Raw genomic sequence first — 21570 nt, 5'->3', positions numbered from 1 at the left:
GGCAGGGTTCTTCCCTGCCGGGCATTCGTGTATCCGGACGCTTTCCAGGTCCGGACGTTTTCCAGGTTTGCGGCGCTGCTACCGGCGCCCGGCGGCTGCGATGCCGAGCAGGCTGGCCCGGGTACGGGTCAGGCCGGCCAGGAGCAGATGCTCGCGCTGGGTGTTCTTTTCCGGGTCCCTGCCGTTGACGAGCTGCTGGCGGGTGAGCGCAAGGTGGGTTGCCTCCCGGATGAACGTGCGCATGGGCGCCTTCGCGCCGAAGGCACCAGCCCAGTGCAGGGCCTGCCGCCGCCCTGCGGGAGTGGACAGCAGGTTCACCTCAGCCGGGGTAAACCAGCCCGCCGCTGCGTATTCCCCCAGCCGCTGCCGGGTGAGCTGCTGCTCCTGGCGCCGGAGCCAGGTCACTCCGCCAACTGCCAGCGCGAACAGCGGCACCTGGAGCAGGAAGTAGAAGAGGAAGAAATCGTCAGCCACCAGTGCCATGCCGCCGTTCCAGAACATGTGCCCGGCCACAGCCGCTGCCAGCCCCGCAGCGAACCCGGCCACAATCCGCCCGGTGCCGGGCCTGCGGACGGCAATGCCCAGGGCCAGGCCGATCGCTGCGGTGAAGAGCACGTGCGCGAACGGGGAGAAAAGTCCGCGCAGCACAAAAACAAATCCCAGCTGCAGGCCCACCCCGCCGGCTTCGAACAGTGCGGCGCTGAAGTAGAGGATGTTCTCCGTGAATGCGAAACCGGCACCAACCACACCGGCGTAGACAATCCCGTCCAACGGTCCGTCGAAATGGGAGCGCCTGACAAAAACCAGCAGGAGCACACCCAGTCCTTTTGCTGCTTCCTCCACGAGCGGGGCCTGGATGACAGTGGTGATCACGTCCGCGGGGGTCATCGGCAGGAGCATTACCAGCACTTCGTTGACAGTGCCGCCCAGCAGCAGGGTAATGGCCACTGAGACGCCCGCACCCCACAGGAAGGCAAAGACCAGCGCGCCGCGCGGTTCAGGCTCCCACCGGTCAATCCAGCGCAGTCCCACCAGGCAGATGCCCAGCGGTATCAGGGCAAGGACGCCGCACAGGATGAATGCCTCACTGCCGAGCGCCGCGAAAAGAAACAGCCCGACCAGAACCAGGACGACGCCGGCTGCAGCGATGAGCAGGACATTCACTATCCCCGTCCGGCCGCGTGCCGAGGAAGGCACGCTGAGTTCCGGAACGTGGCCCTGGGGCTGCTCCGGCAGCGGGGACTGCCCGGTTTCGGGCTGGGACGTCATGGGCGCATGCCTGTCATGGACCCAAGAATATACGCGTCACCTGCTGTGATAGTTTTGATTGGCATTCAACCTTTAAATCCGTCCTGTGAGGCGGGGAAGGAGGAAGCAGAATATGGATCTTACCGATCCCCAGCAGGCCGCCGTGCCTGCCCGTACCGTTCTGACTTCAGCTGACATTGACCGCGTGCTGACACGCATTGCCTACGAGATCCTTGAAGCAAACAAGGGCGGCACCGATCTGGTGCTGATGGGCATTCCCCGCCGGGGCTATCCACTGGCCCGCAGGCTTGCTGCCAAGATCGCAGCGGCTGACCCCACCGTTAACGCAGACGCGATTACGGGGCAGCTTGACGTCACGATGTTCCGTGACGACCTTGCGCACCAGCCCACGCGGCCCCCGCACCCCACACAGCTTCCGCCCAACGGCATCGACGGCAAAGTCGTAGTGCTTGTTGACGATGTGCTCTATTCCGGCCGCACCATCCGTGCGGCACTGGATGCCCTGATCGACCTGGGCCGCCCCCGCGCCGTACGCCTGGCAGTCCTGGTGGACCGCGGCCACCGCGAGCTGCCCATCCGGGCGGACCACGTCGGCAAGAACCTGCCGACCGCGGCCGTGGAAAAGGTCCGGGTGAGGCTGGCGGAGACTGACTCGCCGCCCCTGGACGAAGTCGTGATCGAAGGCGCCGCATGAAACACCTGCTCTCCACCCTGGACCTCTCCTACCAGGACGCCATCTCGATCCTGGACACAGCCGAGGCGATGTCCGCAGTAGGGGAGCGGGAAGTCAAGAAGCTTCCCGCGCTGCGCGGCCGGACGGTGGTCAACCTCTTCTTCGAGGACTCAACCCGTACCCGCATCTCCTTCGAAGCAGCCGCCAAGCGGCTCTCCGCGGACGTCATCAACTTCTCGGCCAAGGGATCATCGGTCTCCAAGGGCGAGTCGCTGAAGGACACGGCCCAGACCCTGGCCGCAATCGGTGCCGACGCCGTCGTCATCCGCCACGGAGCCTCCGGCGCGCCTGCCCGGCTGGCCAACTCCGGCTGGATCGACGCCGCTGTCCTGAACGCAGGAGACGGCACGCATGAACACCCCACCCAGGCCCTGCTGGATGCCTTCACCATGCGCCGGCACTGGGCACAGCTGCACGGCGTCCCGTCACAGGGCACCGACCTCACCGGCATGCACGTGGCGATTGTGGGAGACATCCTGCACTCCCGGGTGGCCCGCTCGGATCTCTGGCTGCTGAAGACCCTCGGCGCCGACGTCACGCTCGTCGCCCCTCCCACGCTGCTGCCCTTCGGTGTCGAATCCTGGCCCTGCAAGGTCAGCTATTCCCTGGACGAGACCCTTGAAACCAAACCCGACGCCGTGATGATGCTCCGGGTGCAGGCCGAACGCATGCACTCCGCGTTCTTCCCCACGGTGCGGGAGTATTCCCGCCGGTGGGGCTTCGACGACGTCCGGCTGGACCGGCTGGACACGATTGGTCTGGACAACACGATCCTGCTGCACCCCGGGCCCATGAACCGCGGCCTTGAAATCTCTTCACGCGCTGCCGACTCGCCGCGGGCCACCGTACTGGCCCAGGTCAGCAACGGCGTTTCGGTCCGCATGGCCGCCCTCTACCTGCTGCTCTCCGGTGAAGGCAGCCCCCAGCGCACACCACAGGAAGTATCCGCACAGTGACTACAGCAAACCCCGCTACAACCGCCAAGCCCGCTCCCTCCGCCTCGCCGGTGCTTTCGCCGACGGGAACCTACCTGATCCGCGGCGCCTCGCTCCTGGGCGCCGAACGCGCTGACCTGCTGATCCGGGACGGCGTCATCGCCGCCGTGGGCCAGGAGCTCGAGGCACCCGAGGGCTCCCTGGTGATCGAGGCCGAAGGGCTCATTGCCCTGCCCGGCATGGTGGACCTGCACACCCACCTGCGTGAACCCGGCCGGGAAGACGCCGAGACCGTCGAGACCGGCACCCGTGCCGCAGCCCTGGGCGGTTTCACCGCCGTGCATGCCATGGCCAACTCCAACCCCGTGGCGGACACCGCCGGGGTGGTGGAGCAGGTCTACAGCCTGGGCCTGAAGTCCGGCTGGGTGGATGTCCGCCCGGTGGGTGCAGTGACCGTGGGACTGAAGGGCGAACGGCTGGCCGAACTCGGCGCCATGGCCGACTCCCGCGCCCGCGTCCGGGTCTTCTCCGACGACGGCATGTGCGTCCACGACCCGGTGCTGATGCGCCGCGCGCTGGAATACGTCAAGGCGTTCGACGGCGTTGTGGCCCAGCACGCGCAGGAGCCCCGCATGACCGAGGGCGCTCAGATGCACGAGGGTGAAGTCAGCGCCGTTCTGGGCCTGCCGGGCTGGCCCGCAGTGGCCGAGGAATCCATCATTGCCCGCGACGTGCTGCTGGCACAGCACACCGGTTCCCGGCTGCACGTCTGCCACGTCTCCACCGCCGGTTCAGTGGAGATCATCCGCTGGGCCAAGGAACGCGGCATCAACGTCACCGCCGAAGTCACCCCGCACCACCTGCTGCTCACGGACGAAGCCGTCCGCAGCTACGACCCGGTGTACAAGGTGAACCCGCCGCTGCGCACCGAGTCCGACGTCGAGGCGCTGCGCCGCGGCCTGGCTGACGGGACCATCGACATCGTCGGCACCGACCACGCCCCGCACCCCAGCGAGCATAAGGAATGCGAGTGGGCGCAGGCTGCCATGGGCATGACCGGGCTGGAAACCGCACTGTCCGTGGTGCAGGCCACCATGATTGAGACGGGCCTGATGGACTGGGCCGGCTTTGCCCGCGTGACTTCCACCACTCCGGCACGAATCGGACGCGTGGGAACACAGGGAAGACCGCTGGAAACGGGCGAACCGGCCAACGTCATATTGGTCGACCCGGCTGCGCGGCGCACGGTAGACCCCCATAAGATGGCAACCATGGGCAAGAACAGTCCTTATGCAGGGCTGGAACTGCCCGGAATGGTCCGAACCGCCTTCTACGCCGGACACCCCACCGTCCTGGACGGAGCGCTGAACGGTCCCCGGGCCGCAGCAGCAGAGGAGACCCCGTGGATCGGCTGATCTTCTTCATCGGGTTCGCCGCCGCCGCTGCCATTGTGCTGACGCTTTTTGCGGTCGGCTGGCGCGGACGCCGCCAGCGCCAGTCGGACATTCCCCGGCCCCGGCCGCTGCCTGCGGACCTGGACCTGCCCCGGTTCGAAGCTGACGGCCAGTACGTGGCCACCACCACCGCCGGAGACTGGCTGGACCGCGTGGCGGTCTACGGCATGGGTGTGAAGTCCGTTGCGACCGCCGCGGTCTTTGATGAAGGCCTGCTCTTCGCCCGCAAGGGCGCCCCGGATGTCTGGATCCCGCGCGCGGATCTGCGTGATGTCCGCCTGGAGCGCGGAATGGCCGGAAAGTTCGTGGAGAAAGAGGGCCTGGTCCTGGTGACCTGGCAGCTCGGACCAAAGCGCGTCGACACCGGGTTCCGCACCCGGGCTGCCGACCACAAAACCCCCCTGGTTTCGGCGATCAAGGCGCTGCTGCCGGAATCTGCAACATCTAGCGAGGAACAACTGTGACAGTGAACCAAACCCCCGCCCCGAGAACAGCTGTCCTCATGCTGGAGGACGGCCGCAGCTTCCGCGGCCGCAGCTACGGTGCCACGGGCACCGCCCTGGGCGAGGCAGTCTTCGCCACCGGCATGACCGGGTACCAGGAGACCATCACCGACCCCTCCTACGCCCGCCAGCTGGTTGTCCAGACCGCCCCGCACATCGGCAACACCGGTGTGAACAGCGACGACGCCGAGTCCCGCCGCATCTGGGTGGCCGGCTACATTGTCCGCGACGCAGCCCGCAAGCCCTCCAACTGGCGCTCCGAGCGCACCCTGGATGAGGATCTGGCAGCCCAGGGCGTCGTCGGCATCTCCGGCGTCGACACCCGGGCCATCACCCGCCACCTGCGTGAGCGCGGCGCCATGAAGGCCGGCATCTTCTCCGGCGAAGCTGCCCTGCGCAGCGACGCCGAGCTGCTCGCCGAAGTGCGCGCCCAGGAATCCATGGCCGGCTCCCGCCTGGCTGAGGAAGTCAGCATCGAGGCCAGCTACGTCATCGAACCCTCCGCCCACGGCTGGGAGGGGGAACCGCTCTTCACCGTCGCCGCACTGGACCTCGGCATCAAGTCCATGACCCCGGTGCGCTTCGCCGAACGCGGCGTCCGTGTGCACGTGCTGCCCGCCTCGGCCACCCTCGAAGACGTCCAGGCCCTGAACCCGGACGGCGTGTTTATGTCCAACGGCCCCGGCGACCCCGCCACCGCCGACAACCAGGTCAAGCTGCTGCGCGACGTGCTGGACACCGGCACTCCGTTCTTCGGCATCTGCTTCGGCAACCAGATCCTGGGCCGTGCCCTCGGGTTCGGCACCTACAAGCTGCCCTACGGCCACCGCGGCATCAACCAGCCCGTCCTGGACCGGCGCACCGGCAAGGTGGAAATCACCTCCCAGAACCACGGATTCGCCGTCGACGCACCGCTGGACGGTCCCGTCACGGCCCCCGAGGCCCGGTTCGGCAAGGTGGAAGTGAGCCACATCAGCCTCAACGACAACGTGGTGGAAGGCCTTGCCTGCCTGGACATCCCCGCGTTCTCCGTCCAGTACCACCCCGAAGCCGCCGCCGGCCCGCACGACTCCGCCTACCTCTTCGACCGCTTCGTCGACCTGATGGCCTCCAGCAAGAACAAGGAATCCCGCTAATGCCCCGCAGAACCGATCTCAAGTCCGTCCTGGTGATCGGCTCCGGCCCGATCGTCATTGGCCAGGCCGCCGAATTCGACTACTCCGGCACGCAGGCACTGCGCGTGCTCAAGGAGGAAGGCCTGCGGGTCATCCTGGTCAACTCCAACCCGGCAACGATCATGACCGACCCGGAATTCGCCGACGCCACGTACGTCGAGCCGATCACTCCCGAGGTGGTCGAGAAGATCATCGCCAAGGAACGTCCCGACGCCGTGCTGCCCACCCTGGGCGGCCAGACCGCGCTCAACACGGCAATTGCGCTGGATAAGAACGGTGTGCTGGAGAGGTACAACGTCGAACTCATCGGCGCCAACATCGAAGCCATCGAACTCGGCGAAGACCGCGAGAAGTTCAAGGGCGTCGTCGAACGCTGCGGCGCCGAGTCCGCGAAGTCGATCATCGTGCACAGCATGGATGAAGCCTTCGCCGCCGCCGATGAACTGGGCTACCCGATGGTGGTCCGCCCCTCCTTCACCATGGGCGGGCTGGGCTCCGGCCTGGCCTACAACGCCGAGGATCTGCGCCGCATCGCCGGCGCCGGCATCCAGTACAGCCCCACCTCAGAGGTGCTGCTCGAAGAGAGCATCCTGGGGTGGAAGGAATACGAACTGGAAATGATGCGGGACAAGAACGACAACGTGGTTGTTGTCTGCTCCATCGAAAACTTCGACCCGGTAGGCGTGCACACCGGCGACTCCATCACCGTGGCACCGGCCATGACGCTGACCGACCGCGAATACCAGAAGCTGCGGGACATCGCGATCGCCGTCATCCGTGAAGTCGGCGTGGACACCGGCGGCTGCAACATCCAGTTCGCCATCGAACCGGACACCGGCCGCGTCGTCGTCATTGAAATGAACCCGCGCGTCTCCCGCTCCTCGGCGCTGGCGTCCAAGGCCACCGGCTTCGCGATCGCCAAGATCGCCACGAAGCTCTCCCTGGGCTACACCCTGGATGAGATCCCCAACGACATCACCAAGAAGACTCCGGCGTCCTTCGAGCCGACGCTGGACTACGTGGTGGTGAAGGTTCCCCGCTTCGCGTTCGAGAAGTTCCCGGCAGCGGATCCCACGCTGACCACCACCATGAAGTCCGTCGGCGAAGCCATGGCCATCGGCCGCAACTTCACCGAAGCGCTGCAGAAGGCCCTGCGCTCCCTGGAGCAGAAGGGTTCCCAGCTCAGCTTCGACCCGGTGGACCCCGCAGCGGTTCCGGCCCTCATCGAAGCTGCCAAGCGCCCCACCACACAGCGCCTGGCCCAGGTACAGCAGGCCCTGCTGGGCGGCGCCACCGCCGAGCAGCTCTACGAAGCCACCGGCATCGACCCGTGGTACCTGGACCAGCTTGAACTGATCAACGAGGTCGCCGAAGAAATCCGCGGCGCCGCCCAGGTCACGGAGGACATCCTGCGCCTGGCCAAGCGCCACGGCTTCTCCGACGAGCAGATCGGCAAGCTCACCAACCAGTCCGAGGCCGTTGTCCGCGGAGTGCGGCACGTCCTGGGCATCCGCCCGGTCTACAAGACCGTGGACACCTGCGCCGCCGAGTTCGCCGCGTACACCCCGTACCACTACTCCTCCTACGACGAGGAGGACGAGGTTGGGCAGCACGCCAAGCCCTCGGTGATCATCCTCGGTTCCGGTCCGAACCGCATCGGCCAGGGCATTGAGTTCGACTACTCCTGTGTCCACGCCACCATGGCGCTGCGCGAAGCCGGCCACGAGACCGTGATGATCAACTGCAACCCGGAGACCGTGTCCACGGACTACGACATCTCCGACCGCCTGTACTTCGAGCCGCTCACCCTTGAGGACGTGCTGGAAGTCATCCACGCCGAACAGCGCACCGGCGGCGTGCTGGGTGTCTTTGTCCAGCTCGGCGGCCAGACCCCGCTGAAGCTTGCGCAGGAACTGGCCGACGCCGGCATCCCGATCCTGGGCACCTCACCCGAAGCGATCGACCTGGCTGAGCACCGCGGAGCCTTCCAGCGCGTTCTGGACGAGGGCGGGCTGATCGCCCCGAAGAACGGCACCGCTGTGTCCTTCGAGGACGCCAAGAAGATCGCCGACGAGATCGGCTACCCCGTCCTGGTCCGCCCGTCCTACGTCCTGGGCGGCCGCGGCATGGAAATCGTCTACGACGAAGCCAACCTGTCCCGCTACATCGCGAACGCCACGGAAATCACCCCGGACCACCCCGTCCTGGTGGACCGGTTCCTGGAAGACGCCATCGAGATCGACGTCGATGCGCTCTTCGACGGCACCGACCTGTACGTGGGCGGCATCATGGAGCACATCGAAGAAGCCGGCATCCACTCCGGCGACTCCGCCTGTGTGCTGCCCCCCATCACGCTGGGCACTGACGTGATCGGCCGCGTGGTCGAGGCCACCCGCGCCATCGCCTCCGGCGTCGGCGTCCGCGGCCTGATCAACATCCAGTTCGCCCTGGCCTCGGATGTTCTCTACGTGATCGAAGCCAACCCGCGTGCCTCCCGCACCGTGCCGTTCGTCTCCAAGGCCACCGGCGTCCAGCTGGCCAAGGCCGCCGCGCTGATCGGCACCGGGACCACCATCGCGGAGCTGCGGGCCGCCGGAAAGCTCAAGGCAACCGGAGACGGCTCGGCGCTCCCGCTGGACGCTCCGGTGGCGGTGAAGGAAGCCGTGCTGCCCTTCAGCCGCTTCCGCACCCCCGAAGGCACCGTGGTGGATTCCCTGCTCGGCCCGGAAATGCGTTCCACCGGCGAGGTCATGGGCATCGACAAGTACTTCGACACTGCCTTCGCCAAGTCCCAGGCAGCAGCCAACTCGGCGCTGCCTACGGCCGGGAAGATCTTCGTCTCCGTGGCCAACCGGGACAAGCGTTCGATCATCATGCCGGTGAAGCTCATGAGCGACCTCGGCTTCGAGATCCTCTCCACCGGGGGAACCGCTGACGTGCTGCGCCGCAACGGCATCCAGGCCACCACCGTCCGCAAGGTCGGCGAAGGCACCGGACCGGACGGTGAGGGCACGGTGGTGGACCTGATCACCGCTGGCGACATCAACATGGTCATCAACACCCCCTCCGGCGGCCAGGCCCGCGGTGACGGCTACGAAATCCGCGCCGCCGCGACGTCGATCGGCTGCCCGGTCATCACCACCGTGTCCGAATTCACTGCAGCCGTGCAGGCCATCGAGGCCATGCGCTCCTACGAGTGGGACGTCTGCTCGCTGCAGGAATACGCAGCCAAGCTCCAGGCCTCCACCGTTGCCTGAGCACAGCACTAACGCTGCCGGCGGGCGCGCACCCTTGGGGGCGCGCCTGCGGGCAGCCATGGACGCCCGCGGACCGCTCTGCGTCGGCATCGATCCGCACCCGGGCCTGCTGGCCGCCTGGGGCCTGAACGACGACGCCGCAGGGCTGGAACGCTTCTCACTCACCGTCCTGGAGGCGGTGGGGGAGCAGGCCGCCGCCGTCAAGCCGCAGGTGGCGCTCTTTGAACGGCACGGCTCTGCAGGCATTGCCGTGCTGGAGCGCCTGCTCGCTGCGTGCACCGAAGCCGGTGTGCTCTCCATTGCAGATGCCAAGCGCGGGGACATTGGTTCCACCATGGCCGCCTACGCTGACGCCTGGCTTCGGGACGGCTCACCGCTGGCAGCAGACTCGGTCACCCTCAGCCCGTACCTGGGCTACGAATCGCTGCGTCCCGCCCTGGACCTGGCGGCCGCCACCGGCAGGGGAGTTTTTGTCCTGGGCCTGACCTCGAACCCCGAGGGCGCCTCCGTGCAGCACGTCGGCGCCGAACGGTCCGTGGCAGCACGGATCGTTGATGCTGCCGCGGCGGAGAACGCGGCGGCTTCTCCGCTTGGTTCCACTGGCTTGGTCATCGGTGCAACCGTCGGATCAGCACTCGGTGACCTGGGCATTGACCTGGCGGCGGCCAACGCGCCGATCCTTGCACCCGGGCTCGGCGCCCAGGGGGCAACGGGAGAGGACCTGCGGAAAACCTTCGGCGCCGCATACGCCAACGTGCTGGCCACTTCCAGCCGGGACATCCTCAAGGCAGGGCCGGAACCTGCGGCCCTGCGGAACGCCGCAGCCCGCACGCTGGAGGGCCTGCCACAGCCATAGTGGAAACCGGTACGTGCTTACGTACCGGTTTCCATTGCAATGCCCGCACAGTGCGGATAGGTTCGGACCCTAGCCCAAGAAACCGCAAAGCCGCCGGTCACAACCAGTTTGACGGGTGGTCAGTCTTCGCCCGGGAGAGCCAATTGAACCTCAAACCACTGACTGAAGCTGAGCGCACCAGGGCGCGGGAGAAGGCCACCGCCGCCCGCACGGTGCGGGCCGAAATCAAATCCAAGATCAAGTCCGGTGAACTCTCGGTTGAAGAGGTCATCGTCTCCCGCGCTTCGGAGGAAGCCGTGGGGCGCTTGAAGGTCGTCGACCTGCTGCGGGCACTGCCCGGTGTGGGGGAACGCCGCGCAGCTGGAATAATGGCTACCGTGGGTATCGCCCCAACCCGCCGGGTGCGGGGTCTTGGTGTCCACCAGCGCAAGGCGCTGATCGAATTACTGGAGTCCGACTAAGCCGGACGCCGCTTGATGCGGCTGCGGCGGCGTCGGACCTGTTCCCTAAACAAGTGAGGTCTACGTGTCGCAACCGCGGCTGACAGTTCTGGCAGGTCCCACCGCCGTTGGCAAAGGCACTGTGTCCACCTACATTCGGGATAACTATCCCGAGGTCTGGCTCTCCGTTTCCGCCACCACCCGGGCCCCGCGTCCGGGTGAGGAAAACGGTGTGCACTACTTCTTCGTGACCGCTGACGAGTTCGACGAGCTCATCTCCGACGGGCAGATGCTTGAGTGGGCCGTGGTCCACGGACACAACCGCTACGGCACGCTGCGCCGGACAGTGGAGGCCGCCATGGCCGAAGGCCGGTCGGTCCTGCTTGAAATCGATCTGCAGGGCGCCCGCCAGGTCAAGGAGTCAATGCCGGAGGCGAATTTCGTCTTCCTGGCACCGCCGTCGTGGGACGAAATGGTCCGCCGTCTGGTGGGCCGGGGCACCGAAACACCCGAGGAGCAGCAGCGGCGGCTGGAAACCGCTAAACTGGAACTTGCTGCCGAGCCCGAGTTCGATCACACTGTCATCAATGATGACGTTCAGCGGGCTGCAGCAGAGCTCGTTTCACTCATGGGGATCAGCCCTCGCCAACGCTGAGCTGCTGTTCTTGATCCGCACGAAAACTTTGGAGATCTCTTGTCTACCCAGCCTGAAGGCATCATCAACCCGCCGATCGACGACCTGCTGACGGCCGCTGATTCCAAGTACGCCCTGGTCATCTACGGTGCCAAGCGTGCCCGGCAGATCAACGCCTACTACTCCCAGCTGCACGAGGGCCTGTTCGAGTACGTTGGCCCGCTGGTGGAAACCAAGCTCAACGAAAAGCCGCTGTCCATCGCCCTGCGCGAGATCAACGACGGCATGCTGGTAGTCCGCGCCAACGAAACCGCCGAGTAAGGCACAAAACCTACGGCTAGGAGGTAGGACAGGCGTGCGCATTGTCCTGGGGGTGGGCGGCGGTATTGCCGCCTACAAGGCAGCGTCACTGCTGCGCCTGTTCACCGAAGCCGGCCACAGTGTCCAGGTGGTTCCCACCGAGGCATCCACCCGCTTTGTGGGCGTAGCCACCTGGGAAGCACTGTCCGGCCACCCGGTCAGCACCACGGTGTTCGACGCCGTGGACACCGTTAACCACGTCCGGCTCGGCCATGAGGCCGACCTGATCGTGGTGGCGCCGGCCACCGCCGACCTCCTGGCCAGGGCAGCTGCCGGGCTCGCCTCGGACCTGCTCACCAACACGCTGCTCATGGCACGCGGCCCGGTGTTCTTTGCTCCGGCCATGCACACCGAAATGTGGAACCATCCGGCCACCCGGGCCAACGTGGCCACGCTGCGCTCCCGCGGCGCCGTCGTGATGGAACCGGCCACCGGACGCCTCACCGGCAAGGATTCAGGGCCCGGCCGGCTTCCCGAACCGGAAGACATCTTCGCCGCGGCGCTGGCCGCTGCCGGTGAAGCTCCGGCCGCAGCGGCCTCAACTGCCGGTCCCGCCGAAGGCCTCCTGGCCGGGCGCCGGGTAACGGTCACCGCCGGCGGCACCCGTGAACCCCTGGATCCCGTGCGTTTCCTGGGCAACCGCTCATCCGGCAAACAGGGCGCAGCCATTGCGGCCGCGGCCGTTGCCGAAGGCGCCCAGGTGCGGTTCATTGCAGCACACCTGGAAGTTCCCGTCCCCGAGGGTGTGGAACTGGTGCAGGTTGAAACCGCACTTGAGCTGCGCGACGCCGTCCACGAAGCTGCCCGGTCCACCGATGTGCTGGTGATGTCTGCCGCCGTCGCCGACTTCCGGCCCGGGGAAAACGCGGACACCAAGATCAAAAAGCGCGATGACGGCACAGACCCGGTGATCACCCTGGTCCGCAACCCGGACATCCTGGCTGAAACCGTGCAGAACCGCTCCGCCGGCGGCGCCGGGCCGGCACTGATTGTCGGATTCGCAGCGGAGACCGGTGACGGCAGCGGCTCGGTACTTGAATACGGCCGGCGCAAACTCGAACGCAAGGGCTGTGACCTGCTGGTCCTGAATCAGGTTGGCCGGTCGCTGGTATTCGGCCAGGACAGCACGGAAGTGCGCATCCTCTCACCGCAGGAGGACCCCGGCGTCGAGCCACCCGTGCTGACCGGGAGCAAGACTGAAATCGCGCAGCACCTGGTGCAGCGGATCGCCGTCGAACTGGCGGAATCCACGGCACCGGACTCCGCAGCCGCTCCGGTTCCTCCCGGATAAAACCCTCCCAGACCCTTCCTTTACCGGCACCTGCTTTTTCGCGCACGGTGGCCGGGCAGGGATCCGTATGACTTCCTGTGCAGCAATGCGACCTAAGATGACCGTGCATGGCACGGCCTGACCCCGAACGGGGACTGTCCCCGGAACGAAGTAGAGTAAACCCGTGACTTCCAGCAATACGACTGCCCCCGCCGAATCCAGCGCCCTGCGGCTGTTCACCTCAGAGTCCGTGACCGAAGGTCACCCGGACAAGATCTGTGACCAGATCAGCGATGCGATCCTCGACGGCCTGCTCAAGGCCGACCCCGAATCCCGCGTTGCCGTGGAGACCCTCGTCACCACCGGTCTGGTGCATGTTGCCGGCGAGGTCACTACCGAGGGCTACGTTGAAATCCCTCAGTTGGTCCGGGACACCATCCTCGAAATCGGTTACGACTCCTCGGCCAACGGCTTTGACGGCGCGCGCTGCGGCGTCTCCGTTTCCATCGGCCAGCAGTCCCCGGAGATTGCCTCACGCGTATTCAACTCGGTGGAAAACCGTTCGGGTGACACCGTGGACCCGCTCGACGCCCAGGGCGCCGGCGACCAAGGCATCATGTTTGGGTTTGCCAGCGACGAAACCAGCGTCCTGATGCCCACGCCCATCTGGCTGGCCCACCGCCTCTCCGAGCGGCTCACCAAGGTGCGCAAGGACGGTTCGCTGCCCTACCTGCGCCCTGACGGCAAGACCCAGGTGACCATCGGCTATGACGGCGACCGGCCGGTCTCGGTGGACTCCGTGGTTGTTTCCACCCAGCACGCCGCTGACCTGGACCAGGGACAGCTGCACCGGGACATGGTGGAGTACGTGGTCAACCCCGTGCTGGCCGGAACGGAACTGGACACTTCCAGCGTCCGCCACATCATCAACCCCGGCGGCCCCTTTGTCATCGGCGGCCCCGTGGGCGACGCGGGCCTGACCGGGCGCAAGATCATCGTTGACACCTACGGCGGATTCTCCCGCCACGGCGGCGGGGCTTTCTCCGGAAAGGACCCGAGCAAGGTTGACCGCTCGGCCGCCTACGCCATGCGCTGGGTCGCCAAGAACGTAGTTGCTGCAGGTCTTGCCCGCCGGGCCGAGATCCAGATTGCCTACGCGATCGGCATGGCCCACCCGGTGGGCATCTACGTAGAGACCTTCGGCACCGAGACGGTGGATCCGATGCAGATCTCCAAGGCCATCAATGAAGTCTTCGACCTGCGTCCCCTGGGCATCATCAACGCCCTGGACCTGAAGCGGCCGATCTACCAGAAGACCGCAGCGCACGGCCACTTCGGCCGTGAGGATGAAGGCTTCACCTGGGAGCGCCTCGACAAGGTCGAGGAACTGCGCCGCTGGTTTAACGCCTAGGCCCATGGGAGAGCATCCGCCGCAGCGCGCGCCCCAGGGACAGCGTGCTTCAGCGGAGGAAGCCGTGCAGCTGTCCCTGCTGCACGGGTTTACCCCGCCTGCGGCGCCGGTGGGCAAGTCCCAGCCGGCTCCGGAGCTGCCTATTGCCCGGGTGCTGCTTGATTCCCCGCTGCCGCATCTCGACCGGCCCTTTGACTACCTTGTTCCGGCGGAACTGAGCGAAGCCGCCGCACCCGGTGTTCGGGTGAAGGTCCGTTTCGGCGGGCAGGAACTGGCCGGTTTCCTTACTGAACGGCTTGGATCAACTGACACCACGGCGCGGCTGGTGAACCTGGGAAAGGTCGTCTCGCCGGTCCCGGTGCTCAGCCCTGAGGTTCTTGCGCTGGCCCAGGCCGTGGCGGCGCGGTACGCCGGTTCCGTCCATGACGTCCTCCGGGTGGCAGTTCCGCCGCGGGTGGCCCGGGTAGAGAAGGAATTCGCGGATCGGGTGCCCAAGGCCGGTACGACGGTGCCGGAGGACCGTGCAGCGGAATCCGCAGCGCCGGAGGCTGCGGCCGAAAACGTGCTGCCGGAAAATCCGTTCCGGCGCTACCCGCACGGGCCTCGTTTCCTGAGCCACCTCGCTGCCGGGCACAGCCCCCGTGCCGTCCTCAGCTCACTGCGCGGCTACGGCCCCGACGCCTGGCCCCATGAGATCGCCGCCGCCGTGGAAGCCACCGTGCTTTCCGGACGCGGCGCCGTCGTGGTGGTTCCGGACCAGAAAGACCTGGCCCGTGTCATGGACGCACTTCAGGGCCGGGTGCCGACGGGTACAGCGGTACGGCTCACCGGCGAGGACGGACCCACGCCCCGGTACCGCAGCTTCCTCCAGCTGCTCTACGGTGACGCAACAGTGGCAGTGGGCACCCGCTCAGCGGCTTACGCGCCGGTGGCCAACCTCGGTCTGGTCTGTATCTGGGACGACGCCGATGACCTGCATGCCGAGCAGCGCGCCCCCTACCAGCACGCCCGCGATGTGCTCCTGCTGAGGGCGGAAGCCGCGGGCGCAGCCATGCTCGTGGCCTCCCATACCCGCAGTACCGAAGCCCAGCGGCTGCTTGAATCCGGCTGGGCCGCACCGCTGAATGCCGAGCGTTCCCTGGTGCGTTCCTCCACCGCCCGGGTGATGAGCACAGCTGACACTTTTAACCAGGAACGGGACCCGCTGGCCGCCCGTGCACGTATTCCGCATGCTGCCTGGAAGGCCGCGCAGGATGGTCTGAAGCGCGGACCCGTGCTCGTTCAGGTTGCCAGAACCGGGTTCTCCCCGGCGCTGTCCTGCCAGGACTGCCGGGAACCGGCGCGCTGCCGGCAGTGCCAGGGGCCGCTGGCGCAGGCCGGACGGAACTCGCCGCCCGCCTGCCGGTGGTGCGCGCGCCCCGAACCGCGCTGGCATTGCCCGCACTGCGGCAGCTTCCGGCTCCGTGCTTCAACTGCAGGTGCCGGGCGGACGGCCGAAGAGCTCGGCCGCGCCTTCCCGTCCGTCACTGTGGTGTCTTCTGCCGGAGACCACATCCGCGCCGAGGTTCCGGATGCGCCGGCCCTCGTCGTAGCGACTCCCGGCGCTGAGCCCGTGGCGCCGTCGGGGTATGCCGCCGCGCTCCTGCTGGACGGGACCGCCATGCTTTCCCGGCAGTCTCTCCGCGCCCAGGAAGAGACCCTGCGCCGTTGGCTAACCGCGGCCGCTTTGGTCCGTCCGGCCGGCGACGGGGGAGTGGTAGTGGTTACCGCGGACGATACCGCGACTGTGGGCCATCTGCTGCGCTGGGATCCTGCTGGCGCAGCCGAACGCGAACTGGCCCTCCGGCGGGAACTGGGCCTGCCGCCCGCTGTCCGCTACGCGGAACTCACCGGCTCGCGTGAGGGCCTGGACGGATTTGTGTCACGGCTGGACCTGCCCGAAAGCGCCCGCATTGTGGGGCCAGCTCCCGTCGAGGAGCCCCCGGCCCCCGGCGCAGGCGAAACCGTTCCCCGCTGGCGGACCCTGTGCTTCTTCCCGTACAGCGAAGCAACGGCCATCACCCCGGCGATGCGGGCTGCCAAGGCCGCTTTGTCAGCCCGGCGGACCGGTGATCCGGTCTATATTCGCGTGGATGCCCCGGACGGTCTGTAGCTACTACGCAGCTTCGCCGGCCGGTTCCCGGTACTGCACCGGTACCCTGCGCTGCCGCATGGCCGGCCGCAGCGGGATGTGGAGGCTGAGTACGCCGTTGGAGTAGTGCGGTGCAACTGCGGATGGATCCACGCCTTCACCCACCGGTATCCGCCGCAGGATCATTCCGTCCTCCCGTTCGCGGACATTCCAGCGGGTTGTCCTGTCCATGCCGCGAAGGCTGCGGTGGGCCCGGATCAGCAGGGCGTTGCCGTCCAGCTCCACAAAGAGCGAGCCCGGATCAATTCCGGGGAGGTCGGCGTTAAGGACAAGGAAACCGTCGTGCCGGTACAGGTCGACGGCGGTGCCGCCCCGTGCCTGGCTGCGGGCTTCCAGCGCCGCTCTTATCCGTTCGTGGTCCTGCGGCGCAACCCCGCTCGGCATGGATATCATCTCCTGGCAGAAGAACTTTCCGGTGCTGCAATTCTAGGAGTGCTGCGGTTCCCAAACCGAATCCTCTACAGTGTGGCAATGGCCATAATTCCCGACAAGAAAAGCTGGATCTGGGTCCTGGACCGCACCTGCCCTGAGTGCGGTTTCACCGCCTCGGAGATTGCTTACGAAGACATCCCGCAGCTGCTGCTGGACAACGCCGAAGGGTGGCAGTCCGTGCTGGAGCGTCCGGACGCGGCGGAGCGGCCGAATGAGAGCACCTGGTCGCCGCTTGAATATGCGGCCCACGTCCGGGACCTGTGCAATGTCTATCGGATGCGCCTGCTGCTGATGGTGGATACTGACGGCGCGGAGTTCGCCGACTGGGACCAGGACGCGACGGCAGTCGCGGAACGGTACGGCGAGCAGGACCCGGCCCGGGTCGCCGCAGATCTGCTTGATGAAGCCGAGGCGACGGCGGATGCCTTTGCCGCCGTCGAGCTCCAGGACCGCTCACGCCGCGGCCTCCGCTCTGACGGCAGCACGTTCACCGTTGAGTCCCTGGCCAGGTACTTTATGCACGACGCCGCCCATCACCTCTGGGATGTCCGCCTCAGGTAAGCAGGTAGTGCTCCGGCCGTCACGGGCAGGACACAGCGCATGATAGACAGGTTGCTTATGTTCTATCCGTGCCCGGTAAGTCCGGTGCCTGAGAGGAGATCCATGACCTACCCTGCAACCAGCCGTGAAATTCAGCTTGCTGCCCGTCCCGAAGGCTGGCCGGCTGATGAGAATTTTCGGCTGTCCGAGACGGCGGTGCCGGAACTGCAGGACGGACAGGTCCTGGTCCGCAACACCCTGATGTCGGTTGATCCGTACATGCGCGGCCGCATGAATGACGTGAAGTCCTACGTTCCGCCCTTCCAGCTTGACGCCCCGCTGGAGGGCGGCGCTGTTGGCGAAGTCGTCGAATCACGCGCTGAAACGCACAAGGCCGGGGATACTGTCCTCCACAACCTCGGCTGGCGCGATTATGCGGTCCTCGATGCCAAACGTGCCCGTGTCATCGATACCGGCATCGCACCGGCCAGTGCTTATCTGGGTGCCATGGGCCTGACCGGGCTCACGGCCTGGGCGGGCCTCACCAAGGTGGCGGATTTGCGTGAAGGTGACGCGGTATTTGTCTCCGGTGCGGCTGGGGCCGTCGGTTCAATGGCCGGGCAGATCGCCAAGGCACTCGGCGCGGGCAGGGTCATCGGCAGTGCCGGCTCGGAGGAGAAGGTCCGCCGCCTGCGTGAACTCGGTTTCGACGCCGCCTTCAACTACCACGACGGGCCGGTGAAGGCGCAGCTGAAGGAAGCCGCCGGTGCCGGTGGAATCGATGTGTACTTCGACAACGTCGGAGGGGACCATCTGGAGGCTGCAATCTCCGTGCTGAACAAGTACGGGCGGGTTGCCATGTGCGGCGCCATTTCCGCCTACAACGCCACCGAGCCGCAGAGTGCACCGCGCAACCTCTTCCAAGCGATCGGCAAGGAACTGACCCTGAAGGGCTTTATTGCCAACAGCTACAACCAGTACACCGCAGAATTCGCGTCCCTGATGGCCGGCTGGCTCCGGGACGGCAGCGTCACCTACGACGAGACGTTCGTCGACGGCCTGGAAAACGCTCCACAGGCCTTTATTGACCTGATGAAGGGCGCCAATACCGGCAAGATGATCGTCCGGCTGGGCTAGGAGTTCTTCCGGATCCCGTTCCTCCGGGCCGTGGTCTTCGGCGTCCGGGCCGCAAACAGCCGGGACGCTTCAGCTGCAGCGTCCAGCAGCTGCCCGGCGGAAGCCTCCCAGTCGTACGCTGCGGCCCGGGCCAGTCCGGCCCGGGCCGCTTCGCGCCAGCGGTCCGGATCAGACAGCGAGCCGACGGCCCGTGCAAAGGCATCCGGGCTATCCGGGTCCACCAGCACGGCAGCACCGCCGGAGACTTCCCGGAAGATGGGAGTGTCCGCAGCGATCACCGGAGTGCCGGCCGCCATTGATTCGATAATGGGCAGGCCGTAGCCCTCAGCCTTCGAAAGCGAGACCAGTGCCGTGGCACGCCGCAGCAGCGCGTCGTACTCCGCATCGGTGACGCCGTTGTGGAACACCACCCGGGACCGATCAGCGCAGAGTGCTTCAAGTTCACTGCGCCGGGCGGGTGAAATCCTGCTGAGCAGGTGCAGTGTATAGCCCGGCAGTTTGTCCATGGCGCGCACGATTGTCTCGACGTTCTTGTACGGCATAAAGGAACCCATGTAGAGCAGGGATTTCTCCGGGAGCCGGGACGCGTCCCGCGGTACCGTACCGGGCTGGGGAGCATTCGAAACCATCCGTACCGGGCGCCGGGTCAGCCGGTGCCGCTCCATGAGTCCGCGGGTCGTTTCCGAGATGGTGGCGACGACGTCGGCGCGGTTGAGCAGCAGCCGCTGGGGCCAGTAGGCCAAATGGTAGAGCCGCCACAGCAGGCGGACCGGCGGCGGCAGGAAACCCGGCGGCGTCGGGTTCTGGTAGTAGATCAGGTCGTGGAGGGTGAGGATCAGCGGATAGCGCCGCCCCCAGCTGCCCATGGTCTGCATGGGGCAGACCACGACGTCGGCGCCCAGCCTGTTGACGTGCCGGGACACGAACAGCTCGGCAGGGGAGAGCGGGGAATTGATCTTGGTCCAGGGCAGACGGGGCAGCAGTGCCAGCTGCCGTTCATCACTGATCAGCATCCGCACATCGGTGTGCCGGGCTACGGCTTCCATGAGGCTGGCGCCGTAGCGGCTGATGCCGTCGTGCTGGTCGGTGCGGGTGAAGCGGGCGTCAAAGACAATTCTCATGCCGAGCGGTGCCTCCGGCTCAGGAAATCCGTGATGAGGGCGGCGGCTGAATCCGGTGCCTCGTAATGGACCAGATGGCCCACCCCTTCGAGGATCTCAAGTTCGGAATCAGGGACCAGTGCTGCCAGCCGGCGCTGGGCCGGAACCGATCCGATGTCGTCACGGTCGGCGGCGATCAGCAGCACCGGCATCTGCAGCAGAGGCGCGAAGTCGCGGACGGTTTCTGAGATCGAGGAGCGGAAGGCCTCCAGGACGACGGCGCGGGAGGCGAAAGCACTGAAGTAGGCGTCGTGCTGGGCATGGATCCAGCGCCGCAGCCCGGGCTCCCTCGTCTTGGCCATGAGCATGCTCATGCCGCGGACGATCACCGGGTTCGCCAGCAGCGCCCGCCCGGGCTTCTCCGGGAGCCTGGCAGCAGCCAGGTAGTACAGTTCCGCGAGTTTGCTGGTGAACCCTTTGGGGCCTTCCAACGCCGGTTCGCTGATCGGGTTGACCAGGATGAGTTCGCTGATCAGCTGCGGGTGCTCGGCCGCTGTCCGGGCGGCGATGATCGAGCCGAAGGAATGACCCAGCATGACGGTGTCCGGGCCCAGGCCCAGGGCATCAAAACCGGTGCGGACAAAACCCGCGTAGGCAGCGGCGTCGTGCACTCCGGGCAGGACCGCACCCTGGCCGAACCCGGGAAGGTCCGGCAGGATAACCCGGTTATTCGGCAGTGCCTCCACCAGGCGCAGCAGGCCGTGGTGGTCGCCGCGGAAACCGTGGACCATAAAAATTGCGGGAGCAGCAGTGCCCGGGTCTGCGGCGGGGAAGTCCCAGAACCGCTGCGCGGAGCCCTCGACGGCGATGGTTCGAACGCTGGCCCGGCGCCGGAACGGTGCAGGTGCACCGCCTGACCGGGACGCAGTGCGGTGCCGCTGCAGGAGCATCAGTTCACCTCGCTGGGGTTGGAACCGGTGCGGCGCCCGGATTCCAACCTGTCCAGGGCTGCCACCTGCTCGGGGCTGAGCTCGAAGGAGAAGATGTCCAGGTTCTCCGCCATCCGCTCTTCGGTACTGGCCTTGGGAATGACGGTGTGTCCGGCCTGGACATGCCAGCGCAGCACAACCTGGGCCGGCGTGCGTCCGGTTTCGCCGGCAATCTCCTGGACGGCGGGCTCCGCCAGTACGGCACCGCGTCCCAGGGGGCTCCAGGCGACGGTGCGGATACCGTGGGCTTCGTGGAAGGAACGCAGGTCCCGCTGGGGGAGCCAGGGGTGCAGTTCCACCTGGTTGACGGCGGGAACAACCGAGGCCGCGTCCAGCAGTTCTTCAAGGTGTTCACGGTTGAAGTTGGAGACGCCGATCGCCCGGATCCGCCCCTCCGAATACAGCTTCTCGAGTGCCCGGTACGTTTCGGTGAACAGGCCGCGGTCCGGGCAGGGCCAGTGGATCAGGTACAGGTCCAGGTATTCGAAGCCCAGCTTCTGCATCGAGGTATCGAAGGCCCGCAGTGCGGAGTCATAGCCATGGTCCGTGTTCCATACCTTCGAGGTGACAAACAGGTCCTCGCGGACCACATGGCCGGTCTCGGTGAAATTACGGACCGCGTCGCCCACACCCTGTTCATTGCCGTACAGGGCAGCGGTGTCAATGTGCCGGTAGCCCAGGGACAGGGCGGAGCTGACCAGCGGCGCTGCATCCTGTGAGGGAACTTTGTAGGTTCCGTAGCCCGCCTGGTCCATGAGTACGCCGTTGTTCAATGTCAGCTTTGGTGTCAGTTTTGGTGCCGGATCCATGATGCAACTCTACCGACGTCCACCCAGCGTGCGCTCCTGCCGTGCCGCGTGTAGCGTGAAGGGCCTGTAAACGCC

General features: G+C 66.5%; 20 protein-coding genes. 15 read left to right on the top strand and 5 right to left on the bottom strand.

Going from position 1 to position 21570, the window contains the following annotated elements; genetic code table 11:
- Positions 1 to 78: 78 nt before the first annotated feature.
- Positions 79 to 1269 (bottom strand): PrsW family intramembrane metalloprotease, encoded by a 1191-nt coding sequence (locus TVC13_RS11170; protein WP_422401277.1) that lies wholly within the window; start codon positions 1267 to 1269, stop codon positions 79 to 81.
- A gap of 112 nt (positions 1270 to 1381) precedes the next feature.
- Between TVC13_RS11170 and pyrR the strand changes: the two genes are divergently transcribed.
- From pyrR to TVC13_RS11105, 13 genes are all read left to right on the top strand, one after another.
- The gene (gene pyrR, locus TVC13_RS11165) at positions 1382 to 1963 is read left to right on the top strand and encodes a bifunctional pyr operon transcriptional regulator/uracil phosphoribosyltransferase PyrR (protein ID WP_422401276.1); all 582 of its coding nucleotides are present in this window, start codon (positions 1382 to 1384) and stop codon (positions 1961 to 1963) included.
- On the top strand, positions 1960 to 2958 hold the full coding sequence (locus TVC13_RS11160; protein ID WP_422401275.1) for an aspartate carbamoyltransferase catalytic subunit: 999 nt from the start codon (positions 1960 to 1962) through the stop codon (positions 2956 to 2958). Before pyrR ends, TVC13_RS11160 begins: the two co-directional genes overlap by 4 nt.
- A gap of 50 nt (positions 2959 to 3008) precedes the next feature.
- Positions 3009 to 4352 carry a dihydroorotase gene (locus TVC13_RS11155; protein ID WP_422401287.1) on the top strand — a complete coding sequence of 448 codons (1344 nt, stop codon included), beginning with the start codon at positions 3009 to 3011 and terminating at the stop codon, positions 4350 to 4352.
- Positions 4340 to 4855 (top strand): hypothetical protein, encoded by a 516-nt coding sequence (locus tag TVC13_RS11150; RefSeq protein WP_422401274.1) that lies wholly within the window; start codon positions 4340 to 4342, stop codon positions 4853 to 4855. Before TVC13_RS11155 ends, TVC13_RS11150 begins: the two co-directional genes overlap by 13 nt.
- Positions 4856 to 4893: 38 nt before the next feature.
- Positions 4894 to 6030 carry a glutamine-hydrolyzing carbamoyl-phosphate synthase small subunit gene (carA, locus tag TVC13_RS11145; RefSeq protein WP_422401286.1) on the top strand — a complete coding sequence of 379 codons (1137 nt, stop codon included), beginning with the start codon at positions 4894 to 4896 and terminating at the stop codon, positions 6028 to 6030.
- Complete coding sequence (gene carB, locus TVC13_RS11140; protein WP_422401273.1) at positions 6030 to 9326, top strand: carbamoyl-phosphate synthase large subunit; 3297 nt, start codon at positions 6030 to 6032, stop codon at positions 9324 to 9326. Before carA ends, carB begins: the two co-directional genes overlap by 1 nt.
- Entirely contained in the window at positions 9319 to 10182 is an 864-nt protein-coding gene (gene pyrF / locus TVC13_RS11135; protein WP_422401272.1) for an orotidine-5'-phosphate decarboxylase, read from the top strand. The genes carB and pyrF overlap by 8 nt, the downstream gene beginning before the upstream one ends.
- Positions 10183 to 10325: 143 nt before the next feature.
- Positions 10326 to 10643: an integration host factor, actinobacterial type gene (gene mihF / locus TVC13_RS11130; RefSeq protein WP_091604601.1), complete on the top strand. Its 318-nt coding sequence runs from the start codon at positions 10326 to 10328 to the stop codon at positions 10641 to 10643.
- A 64-nt stretch (positions 10644 to 10707) separates the two neighbouring features.
- The gene (gene gmk, locus TVC13_RS11125; RefSeq protein WP_422401271.1) at positions 10708 to 11277 is read left to right on the top strand and encodes a guanylate kinase; all 570 of its coding nucleotides are present in this window, start codon (positions 10708 to 10710) and stop codon (positions 11275 to 11277) included.
- A 39-nt stretch (positions 11278 to 11316) separates the two neighbouring features.
- A complete protein-coding gene (gene rpoZ / locus TVC13_RS11120) occupies positions 11317 to 11577 on the top strand; it encodes a DNA-directed RNA polymerase subunit omega (protein WP_055241005.1) in 261 nt (86 codons plus the stop codon).
- A gap of 34 nt (positions 11578 to 11611) precedes the next feature.
- Entirely contained in the window at positions 11612 to 12907 is a 1296-nt protein-coding gene (gene coaBC / locus TVC13_RS11115) for a bifunctional phosphopantothenoylcysteine decarboxylase/phosphopantothenate--cysteine ligase CoaBC (protein WP_422401270.1), read from the top strand.
- Between the two features lie 163 nt (positions 12908 to 13070).
- A complete protein-coding gene (metK, locus tag TVC13_RS11110; protein ID WP_422401269.1) occupies positions 13071 to 14297 on the top strand; it encodes a methionine adenosyltransferase in 1227 nt (408 codons plus the stop codon).
- Between the two features lie 4 nt (positions 14298 to 14301).
- The gene (locus TVC13_RS11105; RefSeq protein WP_422401268.1) at positions 14302 to 16449 is read left to right on the top strand and encodes a primosomal protein N'; all 2148 of its coding nucleotides are present in this window, start codon (positions 14302 to 14304) and stop codon (positions 16447 to 16449) included.
- A 3-nt stretch (positions 16450 to 16452) separates the two neighbouring features.
- Here TVC13_RS11105 and TVC13_RS11100 read toward each other — a convergent pair whose 3' ends face one another.
- Positions 16453 to 16872: an Hsp20/alpha crystallin family protein gene (locus TVC13_RS11100; RefSeq protein ID WP_422401267.1), complete on the bottom strand. Its 420-nt coding sequence runs from the start codon at positions 16870 to 16872 to the stop codon at positions 16453 to 16455.
- Between the two features lie 87 nt (positions 16873 to 16959).
- Here TVC13_RS11100 and TVC13_RS11095 point away from each other — a divergent pair, with 87 nt between their 5' ends.
- Both TVC13_RS11095 and TVC13_RS11090 read left to right on the top strand, forming a co-directional pair.
- Positions 16960 to 17481 (top strand): DinB family protein, encoded by a 522-nt coding sequence (locus TVC13_RS11095; protein WP_422401266.1) that lies wholly within the window; start codon positions 16960 to 16962, stop codon positions 17479 to 17481.
- Between the two features lie 102 nt (positions 17482 to 17583).
- Positions 17584 to 18597 carry an NADP-dependent oxidoreductase gene (locus TVC13_RS11090; RefSeq protein ID WP_422401265.1) on the top strand — a complete coding sequence of 338 codons (1014 nt, stop codon included), beginning with the start codon at positions 17584 to 17586 and terminating at the stop codon, positions 18595 to 18597.
- Here TVC13_RS11090 and TVC13_RS11085 read toward each other — a convergent pair.
- The 3 genes from TVC13_RS11085 to TVC13_RS11075 are packed head-to-tail and all read right to left on the bottom strand — an operon-like array spanning position 18594 to position 21495.
- Positions 18594 to 19718 (bottom strand): glycosyltransferase family 4 protein, encoded by a 1125-nt coding sequence (locus tag TVC13_RS11085; protein WP_422401264.1) that lies wholly within the window; start codon positions 19716 to 19718, stop codon positions 18594 to 18596. The genes TVC13_RS11090 and TVC13_RS11085 overlap by 4 nt on opposite strands.
- Positions 19715 to 20647, bottom strand: coding sequence for an alpha/beta fold hydrolase (locus TVC13_RS11080; protein WP_422401263.1), 933 nt, complete (start codon positions 20645 to 20647; stop codon positions 19715 to 19717). The genes TVC13_RS11085 and TVC13_RS11080 overlap by 4 nt, the downstream gene beginning before the upstream one ends.
- A complete protein-coding gene (locus tag TVC13_RS11075; RefSeq protein ID WP_422401262.1) occupies positions 20647 to 21495 on the bottom strand; it encodes an aldo/keto reductase in 849 nt (282 codons plus the stop codon). Before TVC13_RS11075 ends, TVC13_RS11080 begins: the two co-directional genes overlap by 1 nt.
- Between the last annotated feature and the right edge of the window lie 75 nt (positions 21496 to 21570).

This window comes from Arthrobacter sp. 3Tela_A (assembly GCF_049311025.1).
Classification (GTDB): domain Bacteria; phylum Actinomycetota; class Actinomycetes; order Actinomycetales; family Micrococcaceae; genus Arthrobacter_B.
The sequence above is the reverse complement of the archived record's forward strand: the minus strand, read 5'-3'. Positions and strand labels throughout refer to the sequence as shown.